21 protein-coding genes are annotated in these 21,540 nt (G+C 67.2%); 17 read left to right on the forward strand and 4 right to left on the reverse strand.

The features are described from left to right. Positions 1-15 precede the first annotated feature (15 nt). From glyS to KIT53_RS15250, 5 genes are all read left to right on the forward strand, one after another. Positions 16-2,136, forward strand: coding sequence for a glycine--tRNA ligase subunit beta (gene glyS / locus KIT53_RS15230; RefSeq protein WP_297754096.1), 2,121 nt, complete (start codon positions 16-18; stop codon positions 2,134-2,136). 7 nt (positions 2,137-2,143) lie between these two features. Beyond that, positions 2,144-2,728 (forward strand): D-glycero-beta-D-manno-heptose 1,7-bisphosphate 7-phosphatase, encoded by a 585-nt coding sequence (gmhB, locus tag KIT53_RS15235; RefSeq protein ID WP_297754099.1) that lies wholly within the window; start codon positions 2,144-2,146, stop codon positions 2,726-2,728. A 22-nt stretch (positions 2,729-2,750) separates the two neighbouring features. Continuing rightward, positions 2,751-3,503 carry a lysophospholipid acyltransferase family protein gene (locus tag KIT53_RS15240; RefSeq protein ID WP_297754103.1) on the forward strand — a complete coding sequence of 251 codons (753 nt, stop codon included), beginning with the start codon at positions 2,751-2,753 and terminating at the stop codon, positions 3,501-3,503. Between the two features lie 16 nt (positions 3,504-3,519). After that, a complete protein-coding gene (locus tag KIT53_RS15245) occupies positions 3,520-4,410 on the forward strand; it encodes a SprT family zinc-dependent metalloprotease (RefSeq protein ID WP_297754106.1) in 891 nt (296 codons plus the stop codon). A gap of 99 nt (positions 4,411-4,509) precedes the next feature. Then, positions 4,510-7,296 carry a DUF3857 domain-containing protein gene (locus tag KIT53_RS15250; RefSeq protein ID WP_297754110.1) on the forward strand — a complete coding sequence of 929 codons (2,787 nt, stop codon included), beginning with the start codon at positions 4,510-4,512 and terminating at the stop codon, positions 7,294-7,296. Between the two features lie 18 nt (positions 7,297-7,314). Here KIT53_RS15250 and KIT53_RS15255 read toward each other — a convergent pair whose 3' ends face one another. Continuing rightward, on the reverse strand, positions 7,315-8,391 hold the full coding sequence (locus KIT53_RS15255) for an MBL fold metallo-hydrolase (RefSeq protein ID WP_297754113.1): 1,077 nt from the start codon (positions 8,389-8,391) through the stop codon (positions 7,315-7,317). Between the two features lie 133 nt (positions 8,392-8,524). On the opposite strand from KIT53_RS15255, the gene KIT53_RS15260 reads away from it, so the two are divergent. After that, a complete protein-coding gene (locus KIT53_RS15260) occupies positions 8,525-8,944 on the forward strand; it encodes a MerR family DNA-binding transcriptional regulator (RefSeq protein ID WP_297754115.1) in 420 nt (139 codons plus the stop codon). 9 nt (positions 8,945-8,953) lie between these two features. Continuing rightward, a complete protein-coding gene (locus tag KIT53_RS15265) occupies positions 8,954-9,322 on the forward strand; it encodes a DUF1304 domain-containing protein (protein ID WP_297754118.1) in 369 nt (122 codons plus the stop codon). A 13-nt stretch (positions 9,323-9,335) separates the two neighbouring features. Here the strand turns inward: KIT53_RS15265 and KIT53_RS15270 are convergent, their stop codons facing one another. Then, entirely contained in the window at positions 9,336-9,944 is a 609-nt protein-coding gene (locus KIT53_RS15270) for a YigZ family protein (RefSeq protein ID WP_297754120.1), read from the reverse strand. A gap of 101 nt (positions 9,945-10,045) precedes the next feature. On the opposite strand from KIT53_RS15270, the gene KIT53_RS15275 reads away from it, so the two are divergent. The 7 genes from KIT53_RS15275 (at position 10,046) to KIT53_RS15305 (ending at position 18,004) form a co-directional block, all read left to right on the forward strand. Then, entirely contained in the window at positions 10,046-10,507 is a 462-nt protein-coding gene (locus KIT53_RS15275) for a PaaI family thioesterase (RefSeq protein WP_297754123.1), read from the forward strand. 48 nt (positions 10,508-10,555) lie between these two features. Beyond that, on the forward strand, positions 10,556-11,737 hold the full coding sequence (locus KIT53_RS15280) for an isovaleryl-CoA dehydrogenase (protein WP_297754126.1): 1,182 nt from the start codon (positions 10,556-10,558) through the stop codon (positions 11,735-11,737). 52 nt (positions 11,738-11,789) lie between these two features. After that, entirely contained in the window at positions 11,790-12,452 is a 663-nt protein-coding gene (gene can / locus KIT53_RS15285) for a carbonate dehydratase (RefSeq protein WP_297754127.1), read from the forward strand. Positions 12,453-12,536: 84 nt separating this feature from the next. After that, the gene (locus tag KIT53_RS15290; RefSeq protein WP_297754129.1) at positions 12,537-13,721 is read left to right on the forward strand and encodes an acetyl-CoA C-acyltransferase; all 1,185 of its coding nucleotides are present in this window, start codon (positions 12,537-12,539) and stop codon (positions 13,719-13,721) included. Between the two features lie 19 nt (positions 13,722-13,740). Beyond that, positions 13,741-14,865 (forward strand): acyl-CoA dehydrogenase family protein, encoded by a 1,125-nt coding sequence (locus KIT53_RS15295; RefSeq protein ID WP_297754131.1) that lies wholly within the window; start codon positions 13,741-13,743, stop codon positions 14,863-14,865. 263 nt (positions 14,866-15,128) lie between these two features. After that, the gene (gene trkA, locus KIT53_RS15300) at positions 15,129-16,520 is read left to right on the forward strand and encodes a Trk system potassium transporter TrkA (protein ID WP_297754133.1); all 1,392 of its coding nucleotides are present in this window, start codon (positions 15,129-15,131) and stop codon (positions 16,518-16,520) included. 20 nt (positions 16,521-16,540) lie between these two features. Beyond that, entirely contained in the window at positions 16,541-18,004 is a 1,464-nt protein-coding gene (locus KIT53_RS15305; protein WP_297754136.1) for a potassium transporter TrkG, read from the forward strand. A gap of 207 nt (positions 18,005-18,211) precedes the next feature. Here the strand turns inward: KIT53_RS15305 and KIT53_RS15310 are convergent, their stop codons facing one another. Continuing rightward, positions 18,212-18,916, reverse strand: coding sequence for a glutathione S-transferase N-terminal domain-containing protein (locus KIT53_RS15310; protein ID WP_297754138.1), 705 nt, complete (start codon positions 18,914-18,916; stop codon positions 18,212-18,214). A 103-nt stretch (positions 18,917-19,019) separates the two neighbouring features. Here KIT53_RS15310 and KIT53_RS15315 point away from each other — a divergent pair, with 103 nt between their 5' ends. Genes KIT53_RS15315 through KIT53_RS15325 form a run of 3 tightly spaced genes read left to right on the forward strand, consistent with a single transcriptional unit; the run spans position 19,020 to position 20,493 of the window. After that, positions 19,020-19,445, forward strand: a complete 426-nt coding sequence (locus KIT53_RS15315; protein ID WP_297754143.1) for a rhodanese-like domain-containing protein — start codon at positions 19,020-19,022, stop codon at positions 19,443-19,445. After that, complete coding sequence (locus tag KIT53_RS15320; RefSeq protein WP_297754145.1) at positions 19,442-19,822, forward strand: YchJ family metal-binding protein; 381 nt, start codon at positions 19,442-19,444, stop codon at positions 19,820-19,822. Before KIT53_RS15315 ends, KIT53_RS15320 begins: the two co-directional genes overlap by 4 nt. Further along, positions 19,819-20,493 (forward strand): HAD family phosphatase, encoded by a 675-nt coding sequence (locus KIT53_RS15325; RefSeq protein ID WP_297754148.1) that lies wholly within the window; start codon positions 19,819-19,821, stop codon positions 20,491-20,493. The genes KIT53_RS15320 and KIT53_RS15325 overlap by 4 nt, the downstream gene beginning before the upstream one ends. On the opposite strand, the gene KIT53_RS15330 is transcribed toward KIT53_RS15325, so the two are convergent. Beyond that, a complete protein-coding gene (locus KIT53_RS15330; RefSeq protein ID WP_297754151.1) occupies positions 20,458-21,489 on the reverse strand; it encodes an AraC family transcriptional regulator in 1,032 nt (343 codons plus the stop codon). The two genes, KIT53_RS15325 and KIT53_RS15330, sit on opposite strands and share 36 nt — an antisense overlap. Positions 21,490-21,540 lie beyond the last annotated feature (51 nt).

Genomic DNA, 21,540 nt, shown 5'->3' on the forward strand with positions numbered 1-21,540 from the left:
GGAAGCACCAGAAAAATGACCGCACAGAATCTGCTTGTTGAACTGTTTGTCGAAGAACTTCCGCCCAAGGCGCTGAAGAAGCTGGGCGATGCCTTTGCGGCCGTGCTCGCTGACCAGCTTCGGGCCCAGGGGCTGGCGCCGGCCGATGCGGCCGTGACCGCGTTCGCTTCGCCGCGCCGGCTGGCCGCACACGTGACCGGCGTGCTCGCACGCGCCGCGGACAAGGCTGTTTCGCACAAGCTCATGCCTGTGAGCGTGGGGCTCGGGGCGGACGGAGAGGCCACGCCGGCCTTGCTCAAGCGCCTGGGAGCGCTGGGCGCCGACGCGTCCGCGGTGGCCGGACTGCGCCGCGCACCCGATGGCAAGGCCGAGGCACTGTTCCTCGACAGCATGCAGCAGGGGGTCGATCTCGCCGCCGGTCTGCAGAAGGCGCTGGACGAAGCCATTGCCCGCTTGCCCATCCCGAAGGTGATGAGCTACCAGCTCGAAAGCGACTGCGAACTGCCCGGCTGGACCAGCGTGAATTTCGTGCGGCCCGCGCACGGCCTGGTGGCCCTGCATGGCAACGAGGTGGTGCCGGTCAAGGTGTTGGGGTTGAAGGCGGGCCAAACCACGCAGGGGCACCGCTTCGAAGCAGCGGTGTCCCCCGTGGTGCTCCGCGATGCCGACAGCTACGCGGCGACGTTGTCCAGGGACGGTGCGGTGATCGCGTCCTTCCCGGAGCGCAAGGCCGAGATCGCGCGCCAGCTTGCAGCGGCCGCAGCCAAGGTGGGTGGCGGCTGCCGGCCCATCGAGGACGAGGCCCTGCTGGATGAAGTCACCGCTCTGGTGGAGCGCCCCAACGTGCTGGTCTGCGAGTTCGAGCAGCAGTTTCTGGCGGTGCCCCAGGAATGCCTGATTCTCACCATGAAGGCCAACCAGAAGTATTTCCCGCTGCTGGACGCTCAAGGCCGGCTCACCCACCGCTTCCTCGTGGTGAGCAACATCAGCCCGGCGGATGCCAGTGCGGTCATCGGTGGCAACGAGCGCGTGGTCCGCCCGCGCCTGTCGGACGCCAAGTTCTTCTTCGACCAGGACCGCAAGAAGACGCTGGCCTCGCGCGTGGAGGGTTTGTCCCGGGTGGTCTACCACAACAAGCTGGGCACCCAGGGCGAGCGCGTGGAGCGCGTGCGCGCCATCGCGCGGGCCATTGGTCAGCAACTGGGCGGTGACGTGCTCGCGCAGAGTGCCGACACCGCCGCGCAATTGGCCAAGACCGACCTGCTCACCGACATGGTGGGCGAGTTCCCGGAACTGCAGGGCATCATGGGCGGCTACTACGCGCGCCATGACGGCTTGAGCGAGGACGTGGCCTTTGCCATCGAGGACCATTACAAACCCCGCTTCGCTGGCGACGACCTGCCTCGCAACGCCACGGGCGTGGCGGTGGCGCTGGCCGACAAGCTGGAGACCCTGGTGGGCATGTTCGGCATCGGCAACCTGCCTACCGGCGACAAGGACCCGTTCGCGTTGCGCCGTCATGCGCTGGGCGTGATCCGCATGTTGGTCGAAAAGCAGTTGCCGCTGAGGCTGGACGCGCTGCTGCGCGCGGCCGCGCAGGTGTTCGGAGACAAGATTGCCGATCCCACCGCCGCGCTGTCCGACTTCATCTACGACCGCCTGGCCGGCAGCCTGCGCGAGCAGGGCTACAGCGCCCAGGAAGTCGATGCCGTACTCGCCCTGCGCCCCGAGCCCATGAGCGGCGTGGCCTTGCGTCTGGCGGCTGTCCGCGCCTTTGCTGCGTTGCCCGAGGCGCCTGCGCTGGCCGCGGCCAACAAGCGCATCGGCAACATCCTCAAGAAGTCTGAAGAGGCTGGAGCCGAGGTGGACACGGTCCTGCTCAAGGAACCCGCCGAGCAGGCGCTGCATGCGGCCATGCACGCCAGCGTGCCGGCCGCCAATGCGCGGTTCGATGCCGGCGACTACACCGGCAACCTGCAGAAGCTGGCTGCCTTGCGCGTGCCGGTGGACGCGTTCTTTGACAGCGTGATGGTGAACGCCGACGACCCCGCGCTCAAGGCCAATCGCCTGGCCCTCTTGCGGCAACTGCACGAAGCCATGAACCGCGTGGCCGATCTCTCGCGCCTGGCCTCGTGAACGCACCATGAAGCTCGTCATCCTCGATCGCGATGGCACGCTCAACCGCAGCCGCGACGACTACGTCGCCTCGCCGGATGAGTGGGAAGCGCTGCCAGGTGCGCTGGAGGCGGTGGCGCGGCTCAACCAGGGCGGCTGGCGCGTGGTGCTGGCGACCAACCAGTCGGGCATCGGGCGTGGGTTGTTCGACATGGCCTCGCTCAATGCCATTCACGCCAAGATGCACCGCCAGCTCGCGGCCGTGGGTGCCCGGGTGGAGGCCGTGTTCTTTTGCCCCCATGCGCCCGAGGATGCCTGCCACTGCCGCAAACCCGCACCGGGCCTGTTCGAGCAGATCGGGCAGCGCTTTGGTGCGCCGCTGGCGCAGGTGCCCGCCGCCGGCAACGCCGTGCGGCACGTCGAGGCGGCGGCGCGCGCGGGTTGTCCCACGCACCTGCTGCTGACCGGAAAGTCCGAGCACCTGCGCGGCCGGCTTGGGGCTGCGGGCGCGGCCGATATCCTCGCTCTCGCGCCCAGCTTGCCGCCCGGTGCCCATACGCACGAGGACCTCGGTGCCTTTGCCGACTGGTTGCTCGCCCAGCCGGCGAGCTGAATTCAACCCCCACACTGCCCACATGATCCTGGTCCACCTGCTGCGCTCGATCCTGCACATGCTTTTCATGGCGGTCACCGTCATTCCCTGGGCGCTGGCGGTGCTGATCGCCTCTCCTTTCCTGAGCAGCACGCAGGTCTACTGGATGTGCGCGGGCTGGTTGAAACTGGCGGTGCGCGGCGGCGAATGGATCCTGGGCATCCGCAACCAGGTGATCGGCTTCGAGAACCTGCCGGTGGGCCACACCGCGCCGGCGGTCCTGCTGCTCAAGCACCAGTCCACCTGGGAGACTTTCTGCATGCCCGCGCTGATGCCGCACCCGCTGGCCTACGTGTTCAAGAAGGAACTGCTCTATGTGCCCTTCTTCGGCTGGGCCATGAGTCGCCTGGACATGATCCATATCGACCGCTCCAAGCGGACCCAGGCGTTCAACAAGGTGGTGGAGCAAGGCCGCCGCCTGCTGAGCGAAGGCACCTGGGTGATCATGTTTCCCGAGGGCACGCGCATTCCGCGCGGACAGAAGGGTGTCTACAAGAGCGGCGGCACCCGCCTCGCCGTGGCCACCGGCGCGCCGGTGATTCCGATCGCGGTGACCTCGGCCAAGTGCTGGCCGCGCAAAGCCTTCATCAAGAGGCCCGGAACGGTGGAGTTCTCCATCGGCAAACCCATCGCCAGCGTTGGCCGTGAGCCCGATGAACTGATGCGCGAGGTCGAAAACTGGATCGAAGCGGAGATGCGCCGCCTCGATCCCGAGGCCTACCGCGGCGTCGCCTGAGCCGCAGCAGAGCACCATGCAGCGCTTCGTGCAACTGGCGCTCGATCTCTTCGGCGATCCGACGCCGACGCCGACGCCCGCGCCAGCCGCACCCCCTGCTGTGGCTGCGCCGCCGGCGTTGCCCATGACCCAGGTGTTCTTGCCCGCGACCTGGCACCATCCCCGCGCCAACCGCCACGTGCGGCTGGGCGGGTGCGAGGTGGGCTACGAGTTCCAGCGCGGCAAGCGCCGCACCATCGGCCTGAGCGTCAGCGCGGAAGGTCTCAGCGTGCGCGCGCCACGCTGGACCACTCTGGGCGAGGTGGAGGCGTTGCTGCAGGAGAAATCCCGCTGGGTGATCGAGAAGCTGCAGGACGCGCGTGAGCGCGCCGACGGCATCGCGCAAGCCCGCATCCAATGGGCCGACGGGGTCGAATTCGATTACCTCGGCGTGCGCCTGCGCCTGGTGCTGGACCCGGCACACGCGTTCACCCAGGTGGGCGCCGCGCTGGAGCCCGCCGCCGACACGGATGAGATCGCCACCCTGCGTCTGGGGCTGGCACGCAGCGCTACACCAGCGCAGATACGCGATGCGGCCCAGGCCTGGCTGATGCGCCAGGCGCAGTCTGTGTTTGGGGAGCGCCTGGACCACTTTGCACCGCAGCTCGGTGTGCGCTACACCCGGCTGCGCCTGTCCAGCGCCGGCACGCGCTGGGGCAGCGCGAATGCGGACGGCACGATACGGCTCAACTGGCGTCTCATCCACCTGGGCATGGACATGGTGGACTACGTGGTGGTGCACGAACTCAGCCACCTGCGCCACATGGACCACAGTCCGCGCTTCTGGGACGTGGTGGCCAGCGTGCTTCCCGACCATGCGCAGCGTCGCCGTGCACTGCGGGAGGCGGCGGTGCCGCTGGACGAATGAATGGCAGGTTCGGCACAGCGGGGTGCCGAACCGCGAGGATGAGGGTGTTTCAACTACAAGGGGGGATGCATGGACAAAAGATGGTGGCGATGTGGAGGGATGCTGGCGCTGGCTCTGTCGGCGTTGCTCGGGTGGGTCGCGGATGCCGAGGCCCAGGAGCCCTCCACGCTGAAGGAGATCCAACCGGCTGCCGAGGCCTTTGCGCGTGGTACCTCAGTGCCGGACTGGGTACGCCTGGCACCGCTGCCCGCATTGAGCCCGGACAGGCGGGCGCTGGTTGTGCACCTGGCGGAGACGCAGATGCGTGCTGCGCCCATGGGTGCCTGGCTGGTGCAGCGCGTGGTGCAGACCAATCACGCCAGCACCCTTGGTGCGCTCGGGCAAGTGGCGATTCGCTTCAATCCGGCCTACCAGCGCCTCGCGCTTCACCGGCTGGCCGTTCTTCGCGGGTCCGAGGTCATCGACCACACGGCCACCGCGCCCGTGCGCTTCCTGCAGCGCGAGCTGGGCCTTGAACAAGGTATTTACAGTGGCGTCATCACGGCATCGGTGACGCTGCCCGACATTCGCGTTGGCGATGCCCTGCACCTGGTGTACAGCGTCGAAGGCTCCAATCCCATCATGGGAGCTCGCTACACCGATGGAGCTTCCTGGGAGGAAGATACCCCGGTGCTGCACCGCAGGGTCACGCTGGTGGCGCCTGAGCAGCGTCGGATCCATTGGCGCTGGGTGGGTGACTTGCCGTATGCGAGCGATCCCACGCCGGTCGAACGGGTGGAACGGGGTGAGCGCCATCTGGTGTTCGAAGGCCGTGACATTGCGGCGGTTGAGTTGGAGCCCAACATGCCCGCCTACGTCCGGCCGGTTCGTTGGCTCCAGTTCAGCGAGTACGAACGCTGGGAAGATGTGGGCGAGTGGGCCGCGGATCTGCTGCGCCAATCCGAGCCTCTTCCGCCTGAGCTGGATGGCGTGCTGGCCGGATTGAAGACCCAGGCAGATCAAGCCACACGTGTGGCGGAGGCGTTGCGCTGGGTGCAGGAGAACATTCGCTACCACTCGTTGCTGCTGGGTGAGAGCTCCCACCGCCCCCAGCCGCTGTCGCAGATGCTTCGGGTGCGCTATGGCGACTGCAAGGACAAGTCTGTTCTGCTGGTCAGCATGCTGCGAGCACTGGGTATCGAGGCCGAACCGGCACTGGCCTCACTGCACAGCCGAAAGGGCATGACGCGCATGCTACCCAGTCCGGATGTGTTTGACCACGTCGTGGTGCGGGTGCGCCTCGGGGATACCTTGCATTACATAGACCCAACCCGCTCCCGGCAAGCGGGCCCGATCGAACGCATGGGACAGCATCTTGAGGATGCCGAAGTGCTGGTGGCGCGCGCCGATAGCAAAGGGGCCGAAGTGATCCGCAGTCCCAACCGTGCCCAGCTCTTTCGCAGCAGCCTGAGCGAGCATTTCGAACTTGACTCCTTCGAAAGTGACGGTGTGCTGCAGGCGGAATGGGTACTCAATGGTCTGGATGCCGAAAGCATGCGCGCGGCGATGCCTCGGCTGGACGAGGCTGACCGTCAGCGCTGGGCACGTGCCGGCTACGAGCGGCGCTATCCGGGGCTGGCCATTGAGCAAGGGCCGTCGTTCGTTGATGACGTGGCACTCAATCAGATGCGTGTGGTTACGCGTTACCGCATTCCGCGGCTGGCGCGCCAGATCGATGGCGATTGGGTGATGAACCATGTCGCCGCCAATCTTCAAGGTAGCCTGGTGGTGCCCGAACGCCTGAGCCGTCAGTTTCCGGTGTGGGTTCCCTCTTACCCAGCGACCCACGAGTACGAGGTGCGCATGCGCTGGCCCGAATCTGTGGCCGTGGTCATGGATCCGGTCGTGCGCACGCTGGAGTCGCCCTATTTCCGCGCCCGGACCGAATTCAGCTTCCGCGGGCGCGAAGCTGCGCGCAAAGTGCGGTTCGAGGCACTCGTGCCTGAGATCAAACCAGGCGACCTGCCCAGGCTGATTGAAGATGTCCGCAAGCTTGGCCGCGATATCGGCGGTGTGTTTGTGGTGGAGCGCGGCCAGATCAAGCGTGCTGGCGTGCTAGGCATCGGACAGCAGTCCTTCATGGACAAGATGCGCGAGCAGATGCAGGGAATCGTGCAGGGAACAGACAAGGCCATCGCAGGCGGACGTCTGTCAGGCGAGGACCTGGCCGAAGCGTATTGCGTGCGCGCCGAGGCACGTTCGGACCTGGGCGAGGCAGAGAAGGGGTTGGCCGATGCCGAAGTTGCTGTCGCACGCGTGCCCGAATCGGCGCGTGCCTGGAACTGCCGGGGCAACCTGAACTTCGCCGTGGGCCGTTTCGATGCAGCGGTGAGTGACTACAGTCGGGCGCTGGTCATGGGGCACGACGCGAGCAACAACCACTACCGTCGTGGCATTGCGCGCTTCTACCAAGGCCGGCTCGACCAGGCTGCCGACGATTTCGCGCGGGCCACTGCGTCCCGGGAGGACGAGGGCGATCGTCTGTATGCCCATCTCTGGCACATCTGGACGTTGCGCCAACTTGGACGGGACTTGCCAACCGAACTGCAGGCCGTAGCCCAGGCCCAGCCATCGGGGGCCTGGCCCAGACCCGCGCTGGCTTTGCTGGCTGGTGTTTTGTCGCCTGACGAGCTCATGGCCTCGCTCAGCGCCAAGTCGGGAGATGAGCTGACGATGGCGCTGGTAGAAGCGTGGTTCTATCTCGGTCAATACCACAAGATTGGGGGTGACAAGGCTCAGGCGATCGTCTCTTTCCGCAAGGCGCGCGAACCGGGTGTCACGGTCTACATCGAGCATGTCGCCGCAGGCATGGAACTGCAGCAACTCGAAGGCGCACCCAGGCGCTGAGGTTGGCCTGACACGCGCTCAGGCGGCGAAGGCCGCGGAGAAGCGCCAGACGCCCGCCGTGTCCTTCTCTCTTCGCAACTGGCCGGCGCGCCACAGGCGGTGCAGATGCGCCACCGCTTCGCCCAGGGCGAAGGTGGTCTGGTGCAGGTCGAGGGCTCGTGGGAACAGCACCGGCAGCACGTCGGCGCCACTGCAGGGCTTTTCGCTGCAGGCCTGCATCACCTCGGCCAGGCGGTCCCGGTGGTGGTCCTGGAGTTGGCGGATGCGTTCGTGCAGCCCGGTGAACGGGCGTCCATGGGAGGGCAGCACCAGCGTGTCGACCGGCAGCGGCAGGAATTTTTCCAGCGAATCCAGAAAGAGCGCCAGCGAGTCCGCCTCGGGCTCCTGGTCGTGCACGCTCACGTTGGTCGAGATGCGCGGCAGCACCATGTCGCCGCTGATCAGCACCTGGAGGTCGTCACAGTACAGCGCCATGTGTTCGGGGGCGTGCCCATGGCCGCTGATGCAGCGCCACTGGCGCCCGCCGATGGTCAGTGGCATGCCGTCGAGCAAGCGTTGGAACCGGTCCGGCACCGAGGGCACCAGGCTGGGGTAGTAGCTGGCGCGGCCACGGATGAGGGCCAGGCTGTCCGGGTCGGTCAGGCCGTGCGCGGCGAAGAACTCGGCAGCGAGCTGACCGCCAAAGCCGGTCGTGCTTTGCGAGCCCAGGCGACCCATGGCGTAGTCGGTCGCGCTGATCCACAGGGCGCACTGCCAGCGGCGGCACAACCAGTCCGCCAGTCCGATATGGTCCGGGTGCATGTGGGTCACGATCACGCGCAGGACGGGCAGGCCCCCCAGCTCGTGTTCAAAGAGCGTCTCCCAGTCGGCGCGGGCCTCGTCGCGCGCGATGCAGCAGTCCACCACGGTCCAGCCCTGGCGGCCATCGATCTCGTCGCGCAGCAGCCAGAGGTTGATGTGGTCCAGTGCGAAGGGCAGCGACATGCGGACCCAGCGCACGCCCGGCGCCACCGCCAGCGAGCGGCCACGCTCGGGCAACTGTGTGGCCAAGGGGTAGTGCAGGCGGGCTTCGAGCTGGTCGCGGGAGAGGTTCATGCGGTTCACATTCCGTTAAGATGCCCAAGTGACGTTGACGTAAACGTCAAGACTCAGGGCATTCTAAGGAGCAGCGCCACGTTGCGCTGACAGGCAGTGGACACCGTACGAGGCGACGAGGGCTTTTCAACCCATGGCGACGAACCCGACCTACACCATCAGCGATCTGGCGCGCGAATTCGACCTCACCACGCGCGCCATCCGCTTCTACGAGGACATGGGCCTGCTGCAACCGCAGCGCGAAGGCCCTGGCGGCCGCAACCGGGTCTACACCTCGCGCGACCGCACCCGCCTCAAGCTCACGTTGCGCGCCAAGCGGCTCGGTCTCTCGCTGACGGAGGCGCGCGAGATCATCGACATGTACGACAGCCCGCGCGACACCGGGCCGCAACTGCGCAAGTTTCTGACCGTGCTGGCCGACCACCGCCGGCAGCTCGAGGAGCAGATGGCCGACCTGCTGGCCAATCTGGACGAGGTCAAGACCCACGAGAAGGAAGCCCGATCGCTGCTGGCGCGCATCGACAAGGGTGCGCGGGCGGATCAGAACGGTTAAGCTGGCGCCATGTCCTTGCTCGCCAATACCGTCGTCGGTCTCGTCGCATTGCTGCATGCCTGGTTTCTGGTGCTGGAGATGTTTCTCTGGGACAAACCCGCAGGCATGAAGGCCTTTGGCCAGACACCTCAGTCGGCCGCGGCCACCAAGGTGCTGGCGGCCAACCAGGGGCTCTACAACGGTTTCCTGGCGGCGGGCCTGGTCTGGGGCCTGTGGCTGGGCGCAGAGGGCTTTGCGGTCAAGGTGTTCTTCCTGGCCTGTGTGCTGGTGGCCGGCGTGTATGGGGCTGTCACGGCCAGCCGCAAGATTCTTTTCGTGCAGGCGCTGCCGGCGGCCATTGGCCTGGCGCTGCTCTATCTGGGCCGCTCGGCGGCCTGAACGAGGGCCGGCGTCAGGCCCGCTCGTTGTCCGCGTTGTCCCGCTGCCAGTGCGCCTGGCCTTGACTGGCGTCGGTCAGGCGCGCCACAAACGCATCGACCTGCGATGCGGGCAGTTCCAGGTGCGCGTTCACGCGGTCGCCGTGTTCGATGGCCAGCAGGCGCGCGCCATGGCCGTCCAGCTCGCGGCGCAGCCAGCCTTCCAGGGCGTAGGGCAGTTCGCAGCGCAGGGTGTCCCAGCGGATGAGCGGCAGCCTGTCGGCCTTGAGCAGGGCCTGCGCGACGCAGTCGGTGTAGGCGCGCACCAGGCCGCCTGCGCCCAGCGGTGTTCCCCCGTAGTAGCGCACCACGGTGGCGAGCACCCCGTCCAGGTCCTGGTGGCGCAACACCTCCAGCATGGGGCGCCCGGCGGTGCCACCAGGTTCACCGTCGTCGTTGGCCGCGGAATGGCCGCCCGCCATGAGCGCCCAGCAGACGTGGGTGGCGCCCGGGTACAGGGCCCGCAAAGCGGTGACGCGCTGGGTGGCCTGTGCGCGGCCGGATACCGGCTCCACGCACCCGATGAAACGGCTCTTGCGGATCGTGAGCTCGCTGTGGGCGGCGGCGGCAAGCGTGAAGGGCATGGCGGTCGAGCATAGCCCGAAGACCGGGGCGGGGGATGATCCTGATTGACGTTTACGTAAACGTCAACATAGAATCTCCGGCTATCCGAACGAGGTCCGCTTTGAATCCTGCTGCATTCGAACCCCGCAATCCCGACTACGCCGCCCGCACGCGCGAGAGCTTCGAGCGCCAGGCGGCCATGCGCACCCTGGGCGCGACGTTGGCGCAGGTGCTGCCCGGTCAGGTGGTGATCACCCTGCCATGGTCCGAGCCGCTGACCCAGCAGCACGGCTTTCTGCATGCCGGCATGGTGGCCACGGCGCTGGATTCGGCCTGTGGCTACGCCGGTTTCACGTTGATGCCCGCCGAAGCGGCGGTGCTGACCATTGAATTCAAGATCAACCTGCTGGCGCCGGCCCAGGGCGAACACTTCCGCATGGTGGGCACGGTCATCAAGCCCGGGCGCACCGTCACCGTCTGCGAAGGCCAGGCCTGGGCGATCGACGGTGGGCAGGAGCGGCTCGTGGCGACCATGGGCTGCACGCTCATGGCAGTCATCGGGCGCGAACACATCCAGGGCTGAGTCCGCCGAAGCCCATCTCCCCACTCCCATCACACTGAGGAAGACACCATGACCCCACTGCCCGGCCTCGACTTCCAGCTTGGCGAAGACATCGATGCGCTGCGCGATGCCGTGCGCGAGTTCGCCCAGGCCGAAATCGCTCCGCGTGCCGCCGAGATCGATGCGCGCGACCAGTTTCCCATGGACCTCTGGCCCAAGATGGGTGCGCTGGGCGTGCTGGGCATCACCGTGAGCGAGGAGTTCGGCGGCGCGGACATGGGTTACCTGGCCCACATGATCGCCATGGAGGAGATCAGCCGCGCGAGCGCCTCGGTGGGGCTGTCCTATGGCGCGCACAGCAACCTGTGCGTGAACCAGATCAAGCGCAACGGCAGCGATGCGCAGAAGCGCAAGTACCTGCCACGCCTGATCAGCGGCGAGCATGTGGGGGCGTTGGCCATGAGTGAGCCGGGTGCGGGCTCCGATGTGATCAGCATGAAGCTCAAGGCGGAGGACAAGGGCGGCTACTACCTGCTCAACGGCACCAAGATGTGGATCACCAACGGCCCGGACGCCGACACCATGGTGGTCTACGCCAAGACCGAGCCCGAGATGGGCGCGCGTGGCGTCACCGCCTTCATCGTCGAGAAAGGCATGAAGGGTTTTTCCACCGCGCAGAAGCTGGACAAGCTGGGCATGCGCGGCAGCCACACCGGTGAAATGGTGTTCAACAACGTCGAGGTGCCGGCCGAGAACATTCTGGGTGGCCTGAACAACGGGGCCAAGGTGCTCATGAGCGGACTGGACTACGAGCGCGCCGTGCTGGCGGCCGGTCCCATCGGCATCATGCAGGCGGTGATGGACAACGTGGTGCCCTACATCCACGACCGCAAGCAGTTTGGCCAGAGCATCGGCGAATTCCAGCTGATCCAGGGCAAGGTGGCCGACATGTACACGGTGCTTCAGGCCGGCCGCGCGTTCTGCTACACCATCGGCAAGAACCTGGACCACCTCGGCAGCGAGCACGTGCGCCGCGTGCGCAAGGACTGCGCCTCCGTCATCCTGTGGTGCGCCGAGAAGGCGACCTGGATGGCGGGCGAAGGCATCCAGGTCTTTGGCGGCAATGGGTACATCAACGAGTACCCGCTGGGCCGCCTCTGGCGCGATGCCAAGCTCTATGAAATCGGTGCCGGCACGAGCGAAATCCGCCGCATGCTGATCGGCCGCGAGCTGTTTGCCGAGACGTGCTGAGCGGGCAGGCTGGCTTCCCGTGTGTCTTTGATTCAGCGTCTAAGATCGCCGCATGACGACCTCTCAACTCCAGAACCTCTTTGACGACAACCGCGCGTGGGCGCAGCAGATGGTGCGCGAAAAGCCCACCTTCTTCACCGACCTGCTGGCCCAGCAGAGCCCGCGCTACATGTGGATCGGCTGCTCGGACAGTCGCGTGCCAGCCAACCAGATCACGGGCCTGGCGCCCGGCGAGGTCTTCGTGCACCGCAACGTGGCCAACGTGGTGGTGCCGACCGACCTGAATTGCCTCTCCACCATCCAGTACGCCGTCGACATGCTCAAGGTCGAGCACCTGATGGTGGTGGGCCACTATGGCTGCGGCGGCGTGCAGGCCGCGCTGCGCGATGTGCGCGTGGGCCTGGCGGACAACTGGCTGCGCCACATCAAGGACGTGCGCGACCGCCATGCCGCCCTGCTGGCCGCCACGCCCGAGCAGCACCGCGCCGACGTGCTGTGTGAGCTCAATGCGATCGAACAGGTGGTCAACGTCGCGCAGACCACGGTGGTGCAGGACGCCTGGGCGCGTGGCCAGTCGCTCACCCTGCACGGCTGGGTTTATGGCCTGCGCGACGGCCTGTTGCACGACATGCACATGTCGGTGAATGGCAATGACCAGATCGAATCCATCTACCGCGCGGCCGTCGCCGGCGTGGGATCGGTGCGCCAAAGCTGACACCGGTCCCGGCGTGCCTGCATCCTGCGGTGCGGCGGCGGCATTCTTCAATACCCCGAGTCCGTTTACCCAAGGAGAGCCTTCATGTCACAGGACCCCATCGTCATCGTCGGTGCCGCACGCACCCCCATGGGTTCGTTCCAGAGCGATTTCGCCAGCCTCGCCGCACACGATCTGGGCGGTGCGGCCATCCGTGCCGCGATGCAGCGCAGCGGTGTCGATCCCGCCCAGGTCGACGAGGTGCTGTTCGGCAACTGCCTGATGGCCGGTCAGGGCCAGGCCCCGGCACGCCAGGCGGCGTTCAAGGGCGGCTTGCCCAAGTCGGCTGGCGCGGTCACGCTGTCCAAGATGTGCGGCTCCGGCATGAAGGCCACCATGCTCGCGCACGACATGCTGGCCGCCGGCAGCGCCAGCGTCATGGTGGCGGGCGGCATGGAGAGCATGACCAACGCGCCCTACCTGATGCTGAAAGGCCGCGGCGGCTACCGCATGGGCCACGACCGCATCTTTGACCACATGATGCTCGATGGCCTGGAAGACGCCTACGAGCCGGGCCGCTCCATGGGCACCTTTGGCGAGGATTGCGCGGCCAAGTACAGCTTCACCCGCGAGCAGCAGGACGCCTTCGCCATCGCCTCGGTCACGCGCGCCAAGGCGGCTACCGACAGCGGCGCCTTCGCTGCCGAGATCACGCCCGTGACCGTCAAGGACCGCAGTGGGGAGCGCGTGGTGAGCATCGATGAAGGCCCTGGCAAGGTCAAGCTGGACAAGATCCCCGGCCTCAAGCCCGCCTTCAAGAAGGACGGCACCATCACCGCGGCCTCCAGTTCCTCCATCAACGACGGCGCTGCCGCATTGGTGCTGATGCGCCAGTCCACCGCGCAGAAGCTCGGCGCCCGGCCGCTGGCGCGCATCGTCGCCCACGCCACCCACGCCCAGGAACCCAACTGGTTTGCCACCGCACCGGTGGGCGCCACGCAGAAGCTGCTGGTCAAAACCGGCTGGCAGGTCGCCGACGTGGACCTGTGGGAAATCAACGAAGCCTTCGCCGTGGTGCCCATGGCGCTCATGAAAGAGCTGGACATCCCGCACGAGAAGGTCAATGTCAACGGTGGCGCCTGTGCCCTCGGGCACCCCATCGGCGCCAGCGGTGCGCGCATCCTGGTCACGCTGATCCATGCGCTGCAGGCCCGCGGCGGGCGCAAGGGCGTGGCCACGCTGTGCATCGGTGGCGGCGAAGCCACCGCCATGGCCATCGAACTCGTGTAAGTCGGAACGAGAGCGGCCCATGCTGAACCAGGACCAACTCATGATCCGCGATGCGGTGCGCGCCTTTGCCCAGGAGCAACTGTGGCCAAACGCGGCGCGTTGGGACAAGGAGCACCACTTTCCCAAGGACGTTCATCAGGGGCTGGCCGCGCTGGGCGCTTACGGCATCTGCGTGCCCGAAGCGCTGGGCGGCGCGGGGCTGGACTACCTCACGCTGGCCGTGGTGCTGGAGGAAATCGCTGCCGGCGACGGTGGCACCAGCACGGCGATCTCGGTGACCAACTGCCCGGTCAACGCGATCCTGATGTGCTATGGCCATGCCCGCCAGCAGGAACAGTGGCTGCGCCCGTTGGCGGCGGGACAGATGCTCGGCGTGTTCTGCCTCACCGAGCCGCACGTGGGCAGCGACGCCTCGGCCCTGCGCACCACGGCGGTGAAGCAGGGCGACGTGTACGTGATCAACGGCGTCAAGCAGTTCATCACCAGCGGCAAGAACGGCCACCTCGCCATCGTCATCGCCGTCACCGACAAAGGCGCGGGCAAAAAAGGCATGAGCGCCTTCGTCGTGCCCACCGACACCCCCGGCTACATCGTCGAGCGCCTGGAAGACAAGCTCGGCCAGCACAGCAGCGACACGGCGCAGATCCGCTTCGACAACTGCCGCGTGCCGGCAGAGAACCTCATCGGTGCCGAGGGCGAGGGCTACAGGATCGCGCTCTCCGCGCTGGAAGGCGGGCGCATCGGTATTGCCGCGCAGAGCATCGGCATGGCGCGCAGTGCGCTGGAGTGTGCGCTCACCTATGCCAAGCAGCGCGAGAGCTTTGGGCAACCCATCTTCAACCACCAGGCGGTTGGCTTTCGTCTCGCCGAGATGGCCACGCAGATCGAAGCCGCCCGCGCGCTCACCCACCACGCCGCCACCCTGCGCGACGCCGGCCAGCCCTGTCTCAAGGAAGCCGCCATGGCCAAGCTCTTCGCCAGCGAAATGGCCGAACGCGTGTGCAGCGATGCGATCCAGGTTCACGGCGGCTACGGCTACGTCAACGACTTCCCGGTCGAACGCATCTACCGCGACGTGCGCGTCTGCCAGATCTACGAAGGCACGTCCGACGTGCAGAAAATCATCATCCAGCGGGGGTTGTAGAGACACCCCCCTGCGCCGCTGCGCGGCTTCCCCCCTCTCTGGCGCGCCTTCGGCGCTTGGAGGGGGGACGGCTGCTTGGACCGGCAAAGCCGGATCCTCGCAGCCCTTGGGGGAAGACCTGTCTCCGGCGAGCGCGGTGCAACCCAGAGATGCCGAGGGTCCGGCTCCGCCGGCCCAAGGCATCGTCCCCCCTCCAAGCGCCGAAGGCGCGCCAGAGAGGGGGGAAGCTGCGCAGCGGCGCAGGGGGGAGCTACCATCCACCCATGAACATCATCATCCTGGGCGCCGGGCGTGTGGGCGAGAGTGTGGCGGAGAGCCTGGTTTCCGAGCAGAACGACATCACGGTCATCGACATGGATCCGTTGCGGCTGCGGCTGCTGGAGGACCGACTGGATCTGCGGGGGGTGGTGGGCAATGGCATCCAGCCTTCGGTGCTGCGCGACGCGGGGGCCAAGGACGCGGACATGGTGATCGCCTGCGCCGCCCAGGACGAGACCAACCTGGTGGTGTGCAAGGTGGCCCACGACGTGTTCAATGTGCCCAGCACCATCGCGCGGCTGCGTTCTCCGGAGTTCGTCGAGGGTGATGAGCTCATGGGCAAGAGCGGCTTCGCGGTGGACCATGTGATCTGCCCTGAAGAATCGGTCACGCGCTACATCCACCAGCTCATCAGCTACCCCGAAGCGCTGCAGGTGCTGGAATTCGCCGAGGGGCGAGCCAGTCTGATCGCCATCCGCGCCACACATGGCGGTGCGTTGGTGGGCCACACCATCGGCGAGTTCCGTGAACGTTTTCCCCAGGCCGAGATGCGGGTGGTGGCGATTTACCGGCTCGACACGGAGATGGAGGCCAACCGCCAGACCCGCATTCTGGCGGGGGACGAAGTCTTCGTGCTGGCCGACACCGAGAAGATCCGCTATGTGCTGGGCGCCATCCACAACATCGACAAACCGGTGCGCCGGCTGATGATTGCCGGGGGCGGCAAGGTCGGCCTGCGTCTGGCGCGCAGCCTGGCCGGGCAGTGCGAGGTCAAGCTCATCGAGCGCGACCCCAAGCGCTGCGAGTACCTGGCCAGCCAGTTGCCCTCCAGCACCCTGATCCTGCAGGGCGATGGCGCCGACGAGGACCTGCTGCTGGATGAAAACGTCGGCGAGATGGACATGTTTCTTGCCCTCACCAGCGACGACGAGGACAACATCATGTCGGCCATGCTGGCCAAGCGCATGGGGGCGGGCCGTGTGATGTCGCTGATCAACCGCCGCGCCTATGCCGACATGATGCAGGGCAGCACCATCGACATCGCCATCTCGCCCTCGCAGACCGTCATCGGCGAGCTGCTGACGCACCTTCGGCGCGGCGACGTGGCCGCCGTGCACAGCCTGCGCCGGGGGGCCGCCGAGGCGATAGAGGGCATCGCGCGCGGCGACGTCAAGACCAGCAAGCTGGTCGGGCGGCGGGTGGAAGAGGTCAAGCTGCCCAAGGGCGCGCGCATTGGCGCGATCGTGCGCGGCGAAGGCCGCAGGTCCGAGGTGCTGATGCCGCACCACGACACCCTGATCGAGGCCGATGACCACATCATCCTGTTCATTCCGAACAAGCGCCTGGTGCGCGAGGTCGAGAAGCTGTTCCAGGTGAGTGCCACCTTCTTCGGCTGAACGCCGCCAGGACATCCTCCGTGCTCTTCAGCCTGCTGCCCGTCACCGCGGTCTTTTCACGTGTTCTGCTGGCGTTCTCGCCCGCCTTCCTGGTGCCACTGGCCTGGTCCTGGTTCCACGACGCGCGCCAGCACGCGCTCATCTGGGCCTGCGCATGTGCCTTCACCGCCGTCTGCGGGGTGGCGCTGTGGCGCGGCACGCGCCGTTTCCGGCGCGAGCTGCAGGCGCGCGATGGGTTCCTCCTGGTCAACCTGGTGTGGGTCCTGCTGCCTGCGTTCGCCGCGGTTCCGCTGATGTTCACCGTGCCTGACATCACCTGGACCAAGGCCTACTTCGAGGCCATGAGCGCACTCACCGCCACTGGCGCCACAGCGCTGTCCGGCCTCGACGCTCTGCCGGTGTCGGTCAACATCTGGCGCTGCTTTCTCCAACTGGTCGGCGGCCTGGGCATCATGCTGCTGGTGGTGGCGGTGCTGCCGCTGCTGGGGCTGGGTGGCGTGCAGCTCTACCGGGCCGAGACACCCGGGCCGATGAAAGACACCAAGTTCACGCCGCGCATCGCCGAGACCGCGCGCGGCCTCTGGGGTGTGTATGTCGCGTTCTCGGTGCTTTGCATGCTGGCCTACCGCTGGGCCGGCATGAGCTGGCCAGACGCCTTCATGCACATGTGCACCACCATGGGCCTGGGCGGGTTCTCCTCGCACGACGCGAGCTTCGGCCACTGGGATTCGCGCACCATCGAAGCCGTCGCCACGGTGTTCATGACGCTCGCCGGCGTGAGCTTCATGCGCTACTTCGTTGCGTTGCGCCATCGCACCCTGCGCCCCATCGTCAACGACCGCGAGATACGCACCTATGTCGCGGTGCTCACGGTCTCCATCCTGGTGGTGGCCATCCTGCTGGTGGTGCAGGGCGTGGTGCCCGATGTTGCCGAGGCGCTGCGCACGAGCGCCTTCCATGTGGTCTCGGTCGCCACCACCACCGGGTACGCCTCCGTGGACTATGCGCAGTGGCCGGTGTTCGCGCCGGTGCTGCTCATGTTCCTGGGCTGCTTCGTCTCCTGCGCAGGGTCCACCGGTGGCGGCATCAAGCTGGTGCGCATGGTGCTGCTGATCAAGCAGGCCCGTCGCGAACTGGTGCGCATCATCCATCCGCGCGTGGTCAACCCCGTCACGCTCGGGGGCACGGTCATGCCCGCACCGGTCATGACCGCGGTGATGGGCTACATGCTCATTTACGGCGCGGCCACCATGGGCCTGACCATGGTGCTGCTGTTCACCGGCCTGGACATCGTCACCGCGTTTTCCGCTGTGGTGGCCACGCTCAACAACATCGGTCCCGGCTTGGGGCTGGTCGGTCCAGCCAGCCATTTCGGCGTGCTCGACAGCGTGCAGATCTGGGTGCTGTCCTTCGCCATGCTGCTGGGCCGGCTGGAGCTGCTGGCGGTGCTGGTGCTGTTCACCGGGCAGTTCTGGAGGCGGTAGAGGACACCCCCCTGCGCCGCTGCGCGGCTTCCCCCCTCCGTGGCGCGCCTTCGGCGCTTCGAGGGGGGACGGCACCTCGGGCCGGCGGAGCCGGACCCTCGCTGCCTCTGGGGACTGCGACCTCGCTGCGCGGCCTTGGGGTGAGGGTGTTCTTTGGGCTGACTGGACTCCCGGCATCTCCGGGTTGGGTGCCTCGCTTCGTTGGCTTCAGTTGCGGGCGGGGATGTTGAGGCCGCGTTGGACGGCGGGTCTGGCGTTGAAGGTGTCCAGCGCGCGCTGCAGGTGGGGGAAGTCGGCGAAGCCGACGAGGTCGCCGGCGCCGTAGAAGCCTACGAGGTTGCGCACCCAGGGCCAGGTGGCCATGTCGGCGATGGTGTAGTCCTCGCCCATGAGCCAGTCGCGGCCTTCGAGTCGCTGGTTGAGCACGCCGAGCAGGCGGCGCGATTCGGCGACGTAGCGGTCGCGCGGTCGCTTGTCTTCGTAGGCCTTGCCAGCGAATTTGTGGAAGAAGCCGAGCTGGCCGAACATGGGGCCCACGCCGCCCATCTGGAACATCAGCCATTGCAGCGTCTCGTAGCGGCGCGCGGGGTCCTGGGGCAGGAAGCGGCCGGTCTTCTCGGCCAGGTAGATCAGGATCGCGCCGGACTCGAACAGGGCCAGCGGCTGGCCGCCGGGACCTTCGGGATCGAGGATGGCCGGGATCTTGTTGTTGGGGTTGAGCGAGAGAAAGGCCGGCGACATCTGGTCGTTGGTCTCGAAGCTCACCAGGTGCGGCTCATAGGGCAGGCCGCTCTCCTCCAGCATGATGGACACCTTCACGCCGTTGGGCGTGGGCAGTGAATAGAGCTGCAGGCGGTCGGGATGGGCTGCGGGCCATTTCTGGGTGATGGGGAAGGCGTCGAGAGCGCTCATGTCAATCCTGGGGTGGCGTGGAACAATGCGGCCATTGGACACCGCTCTGCGAAGACCCGCTTTGCGCAGGGACTTCGTGCCCAGGTTACACACGGAGACTTCCATGCCCATCACCAAAGGATTCCGCGCGCTCGTGGACGAAGCCATGGCGCAGATCACCACCTACAGCGTGCCCGAGGTGCGCGAACGCCTGCGGGCGGGTGACCCGAGCCTGCAACTGGTCGACATCCGCGACGTCCGCGAACTCGAGCGCGAGGGCACGGTACCCGGTGCGCTGCACGCGCCCCGCGGCATGCTTGAGTTCTGGGTCGATCCGGCCTCGCCCTATTTCAAGCCGGTGTTCGGCGACGAGAACAAGGAGTTCGTGCTGTTCTGCGGCGCGGGCTGGCGCAGCGCGCTGGCCACCCGCACGCTGCGCGAGATGGGCATGGACAGGGTGGCCCACATCGACGGCGGTTTTGCCGAATGGCTCAAACAGGGCGCACCGACCGAGACGCTGGAACAGCGCAAGGCGAAGAAGACCGGATGAGTTCGCCCCCCTGTCCCTGCGGGCGCGGACCGGCCTATGCGGACTGCTGCGGCCGCTACATCGGCACCGGCGTGCCAGCCCCCGACGCCGAGTCGCTCATGCGGTCGCGCTACACCGCCTTCACGCGTGGCGACGCCGCGCATCTGCTGGCCTCCTGGCACGCCAGCCGGCGCCCTGCCGCGCTGGAACTGGAGCCCGGGGTGAAGTGGCTGGGTCTGGAGGTCAGGCGCCACACGCTGATCGACGACGCACATGCCGAAGTGGAGTTCGTGGCCCGCTCCCGCGTGCAGGGACGGGGCCAGCGCCTGCACGAGCGCAGCCGCTTCGTGCGGGAACAGGGGGAATGGTTCTATGTGGATGGGGAGATGCTGACATGACGAGCCCGGGGTTCGAGGCCGTGCTGTTCGATTGCGATGGTGTGCTGGTGGACAGCGAGCCCATCACCAACGGCGTGCTGCGCGAGGTGCTCAACGAGAGCGGGTGGGCCATCACCCAGGCCGAGTGCATGCGGATCTTCATTGGCAAGGCGGTGCGCGACGAACGCGCCCGCATCGAGGCCGAGACCGGGAAGCCGCTCACCGACGCCTGGATGCAGGCCTTCTACGCGCGGCGCAACGCCCGTCTGCTGGCCGAGCTGCAAGCGGTGCATGGCGTGCAGGAAGCCGTGGCCCTCATCCATCAACAGGTTCAGGGCCGCATCGCCTGCGCCTCGGGTGCCGACCGGCCCAAGGTCGTCATGCAACTGGACCACGTCGGCCTGCTGCCGTACTTCGGCGAGCGCATCTTCAGCGGCCACGACCAGCCGCGTTCCAAGCCCGCGCCCGATGTCTACCTCGCCGCTGCTGCGCACCTCGGCGTGGACCCCGCTCGCTGCCTGGTGGTCGAGGACACCGCCACCGGTGCCCAGGCCGGACTGGCCGCGGGTGCCACGGTGTGGGGCTATTGCCCCGAGGGTCACGGGCGGGCGTTCGAGGGGCTGGGGGTGGCGCGGGTGTTCGGCCACATGGACGAGCTAAGGGGCCTGTTCGCCGCGCCATTCGCCCGGTGAGCGGCCGGTCCAGGCCTTGAACGCCCGGATGAAGCTCTTCTCGTTCTGGAACCCCGTGGCCTGCGCGACCTGCTTGATCGGACGTTTCGTGCGCAGCAGCAGTTCGATGGCGCGCTGGCGGCGCACCTCGTCCTTGAGGGCCTGCAGAGAGGCCCCTTCTTCCTTGAGCTGGCGGTGCAGCGTGCGGGTAGAGACGTTGAGCAGCGTGGCCAGGTCGTCTGCGTTGTGGGTGTCCAGGGGGTGGGCGGCCAAGGTCTGGCGCACGCGCTGCACCAGCAGGCGGTCGCGTCGGTAGGCGCGCACCGTCAGCGGCAGGGCGCGTTGCAGCATCTGGTTCATCGCGGCCTCGTCGCGCTTGATGGGCAGGCTGAGGTAGCGCGCGTCGAAGACGATGGCCGCATGGTCGGCGCGGAAAGTGCAGGGGCCGTCGAACAGCACCTCGTAGGCGTCCACGTGCGGCGGTGGGGCATAGGGGAAATGCGCGGCGCTGAGCGGTATGCGCGAGTCGATGTACCAACTCGCCAGGCCAAGGATGTTGCGCAACACCGAGACCACGCAGAACTCCGTGGCCACGGAGGGGTCGTGCACCGGGCGCAGGGCGATGCGCGCGGTGTCGCCCTCGGACTCGACCGCGAGCGCGATGTCGTCGGTGATCAGGCGGTGGTGTCGGCACCAGCGCCGCAGCGCACGCCCCAGTTGCGGCGCACTCAGCGAGGCGCGCGCCAGCATGCCGTAGCTGCCCCAGGGCAGGGGCCGCTGGAAGCAGCCCAGGCCTTCGTCGTCCAGCTCTTGCATGGCGGCGTAGGAAATGCGCTCCATCTGCCAGGCGGTGATGCGGGCCTGGGGGCGGCGCACCTGCTCGGGCGCGATGCGGGCCTGCGCCAGCGCGCGCGCGGGGTCCAGGCCGCGCCGCTCGTAGGCGGCCACCATGGCGCGGACAAAGGCCATCGGGGTGACGGCGGGCGCGTCGGCGGTGGGCGAGGCGGGGGCTGGCATGAGGGGAGTGTGCCTGATCGGTGGCACGATTTGCAACCAATGTGGCAACCA

It is taken from the genome of Hydrogenophaga sp. (genome assembly GCF_026125785.1).
Taxonomy (GTDB): Bacteria; Pseudomonadota; Gammaproteobacteria; order Burkholderiales; family Burkholderiaceae_C; genus Hydrogenophaga.

Excerpts from the sequence above, each read along its gene's own strand:
- KIT53_RS15325 (WP_297754148.1), top strand. The coding sequence starts at position 19,819 with ATGACGAGCCCGGGGTTCGAGGCCGTGCTGTTCGATTGCGATGGTGTG.
- KIT53_RS15310 (WP_297754138.1), bottom strand. The coding sequence starts at position 18,916 with ATGAGCGCTCTCGACGCCTTCCCCATCACCCAGAAATGGCCCGCAGCC.
- KIT53_RS15260 (WP_297754115.1), top strand. The coding sequence starts at position 8,525 with ATGGCGACGAACCCGACCTACACCATCAGCGATCTGGCGCGCGAATTC.
- KIT53_RS15290 (WP_297754129.1), top strand. The coding sequence starts at position 12,537 with ATGTCACAGGACCCCATCGTCATCGTCGGTGCCGCACGCACCCCCATG.
- gmhB (WP_297754099.1), top strand. The coding sequence starts at position 2,144 with ATGAAGCTCGTCATCCTCGATCGCGATGGCACGCTCAACCGCAGCCGC.
- glyS (WP_297754096.1), top strand. The coding sequence starts at position 16 with ATGACCGCACAGAATCTGCTTGTTGAACTGTTTGTCGAAGAACTTCCG.
- KIT53_RS15240 (WP_297754103.1), top strand. The coding sequence starts at position 2,751 with ATGATCCTGGTCCACCTGCTGCGCTCGATCCTGCACATGCTTTTCATG.
- KIT53_RS15320 (WP_297754145.1), top strand. The coding sequence starts at position 19,442 with ATGAGTTCGCCCCCCTGTCCCTGCGGGCGCGGACCGGCCTATGCGGAC.
- KIT53_RS15280 (WP_297754126.1), top strand. The coding sequence starts at position 10,556 with ATGACCCCACTGCCCGGCCTCGACTTCCAGCTTGGCGAAGACATCGAT.
- KIT53_RS15255 (WP_297754113.1), bottom strand. The coding sequence starts at position 8,391 with ATGAACCTCTCCCGCGACCAGCTCGAAGCCCGCCTGCACTACCCCTTG.
- KIT53_RS15295 (WP_297754131.1), top strand. The coding sequence starts at position 13,741 with ATGCTGAACCAGGACCAACTCATGATCCGCGATGCGGTGCGCGCCTTT.
- KIT53_RS15265 (WP_297754118.1), top strand. The coding sequence starts at position 8,954 with ATGTCCTTGCTCGCCAATACCGTCGTCGGTCTCGTCGCATTGCTGCAT.
- KIT53_RS15245 (WP_297754106.1), top strand. The coding sequence starts at position 3,520 with ATGCAGCGCTTCGTGCAACTGGCGCTCGATCTCTTCGGCGATCCGACG.
- trkA (WP_297754133.1), top strand. The coding sequence starts at position 15,129 with ATGAACATCATCATCCTGGGCGCCGGGCGTGTGGGCGAGAGTGTGGCG.
- KIT53_RS15270 (WP_297754120.1), bottom strand. The coding sequence starts at position 9,944 with ATGCCCTTCACGCTTGCCGCCGCCGCCCACAGCGAGCTCACGATCCGC.
- KIT53_RS15330 (WP_297754151.1), bottom strand. The coding sequence starts at position 21,489 with ATGCCAGCCCCCGCCTCGCCCACCGCCGACGCGCCCGCCGTCACCCCG.
- KIT53_RS15315 (WP_297754143.1), top strand. The coding sequence starts at position 19,020 with ATGCCCATCACCAAAGGATTCCGCGCGCTCGTGGACGAAGCCATGGCG.
- KIT53_RS15250 (WP_297754110.1), top strand. The coding sequence starts at position 4,510 with ATGCTGGCGCTGGCTCTGTCGGCGTTGCTCGGGTGGGTCGCGGATGCC.
- can (WP_297754127.1), top strand. The coding sequence starts at position 11,790 with ATGACGACCTCTCAACTCCAGAACCTCTTTGACGACAACCGCGCGTGG.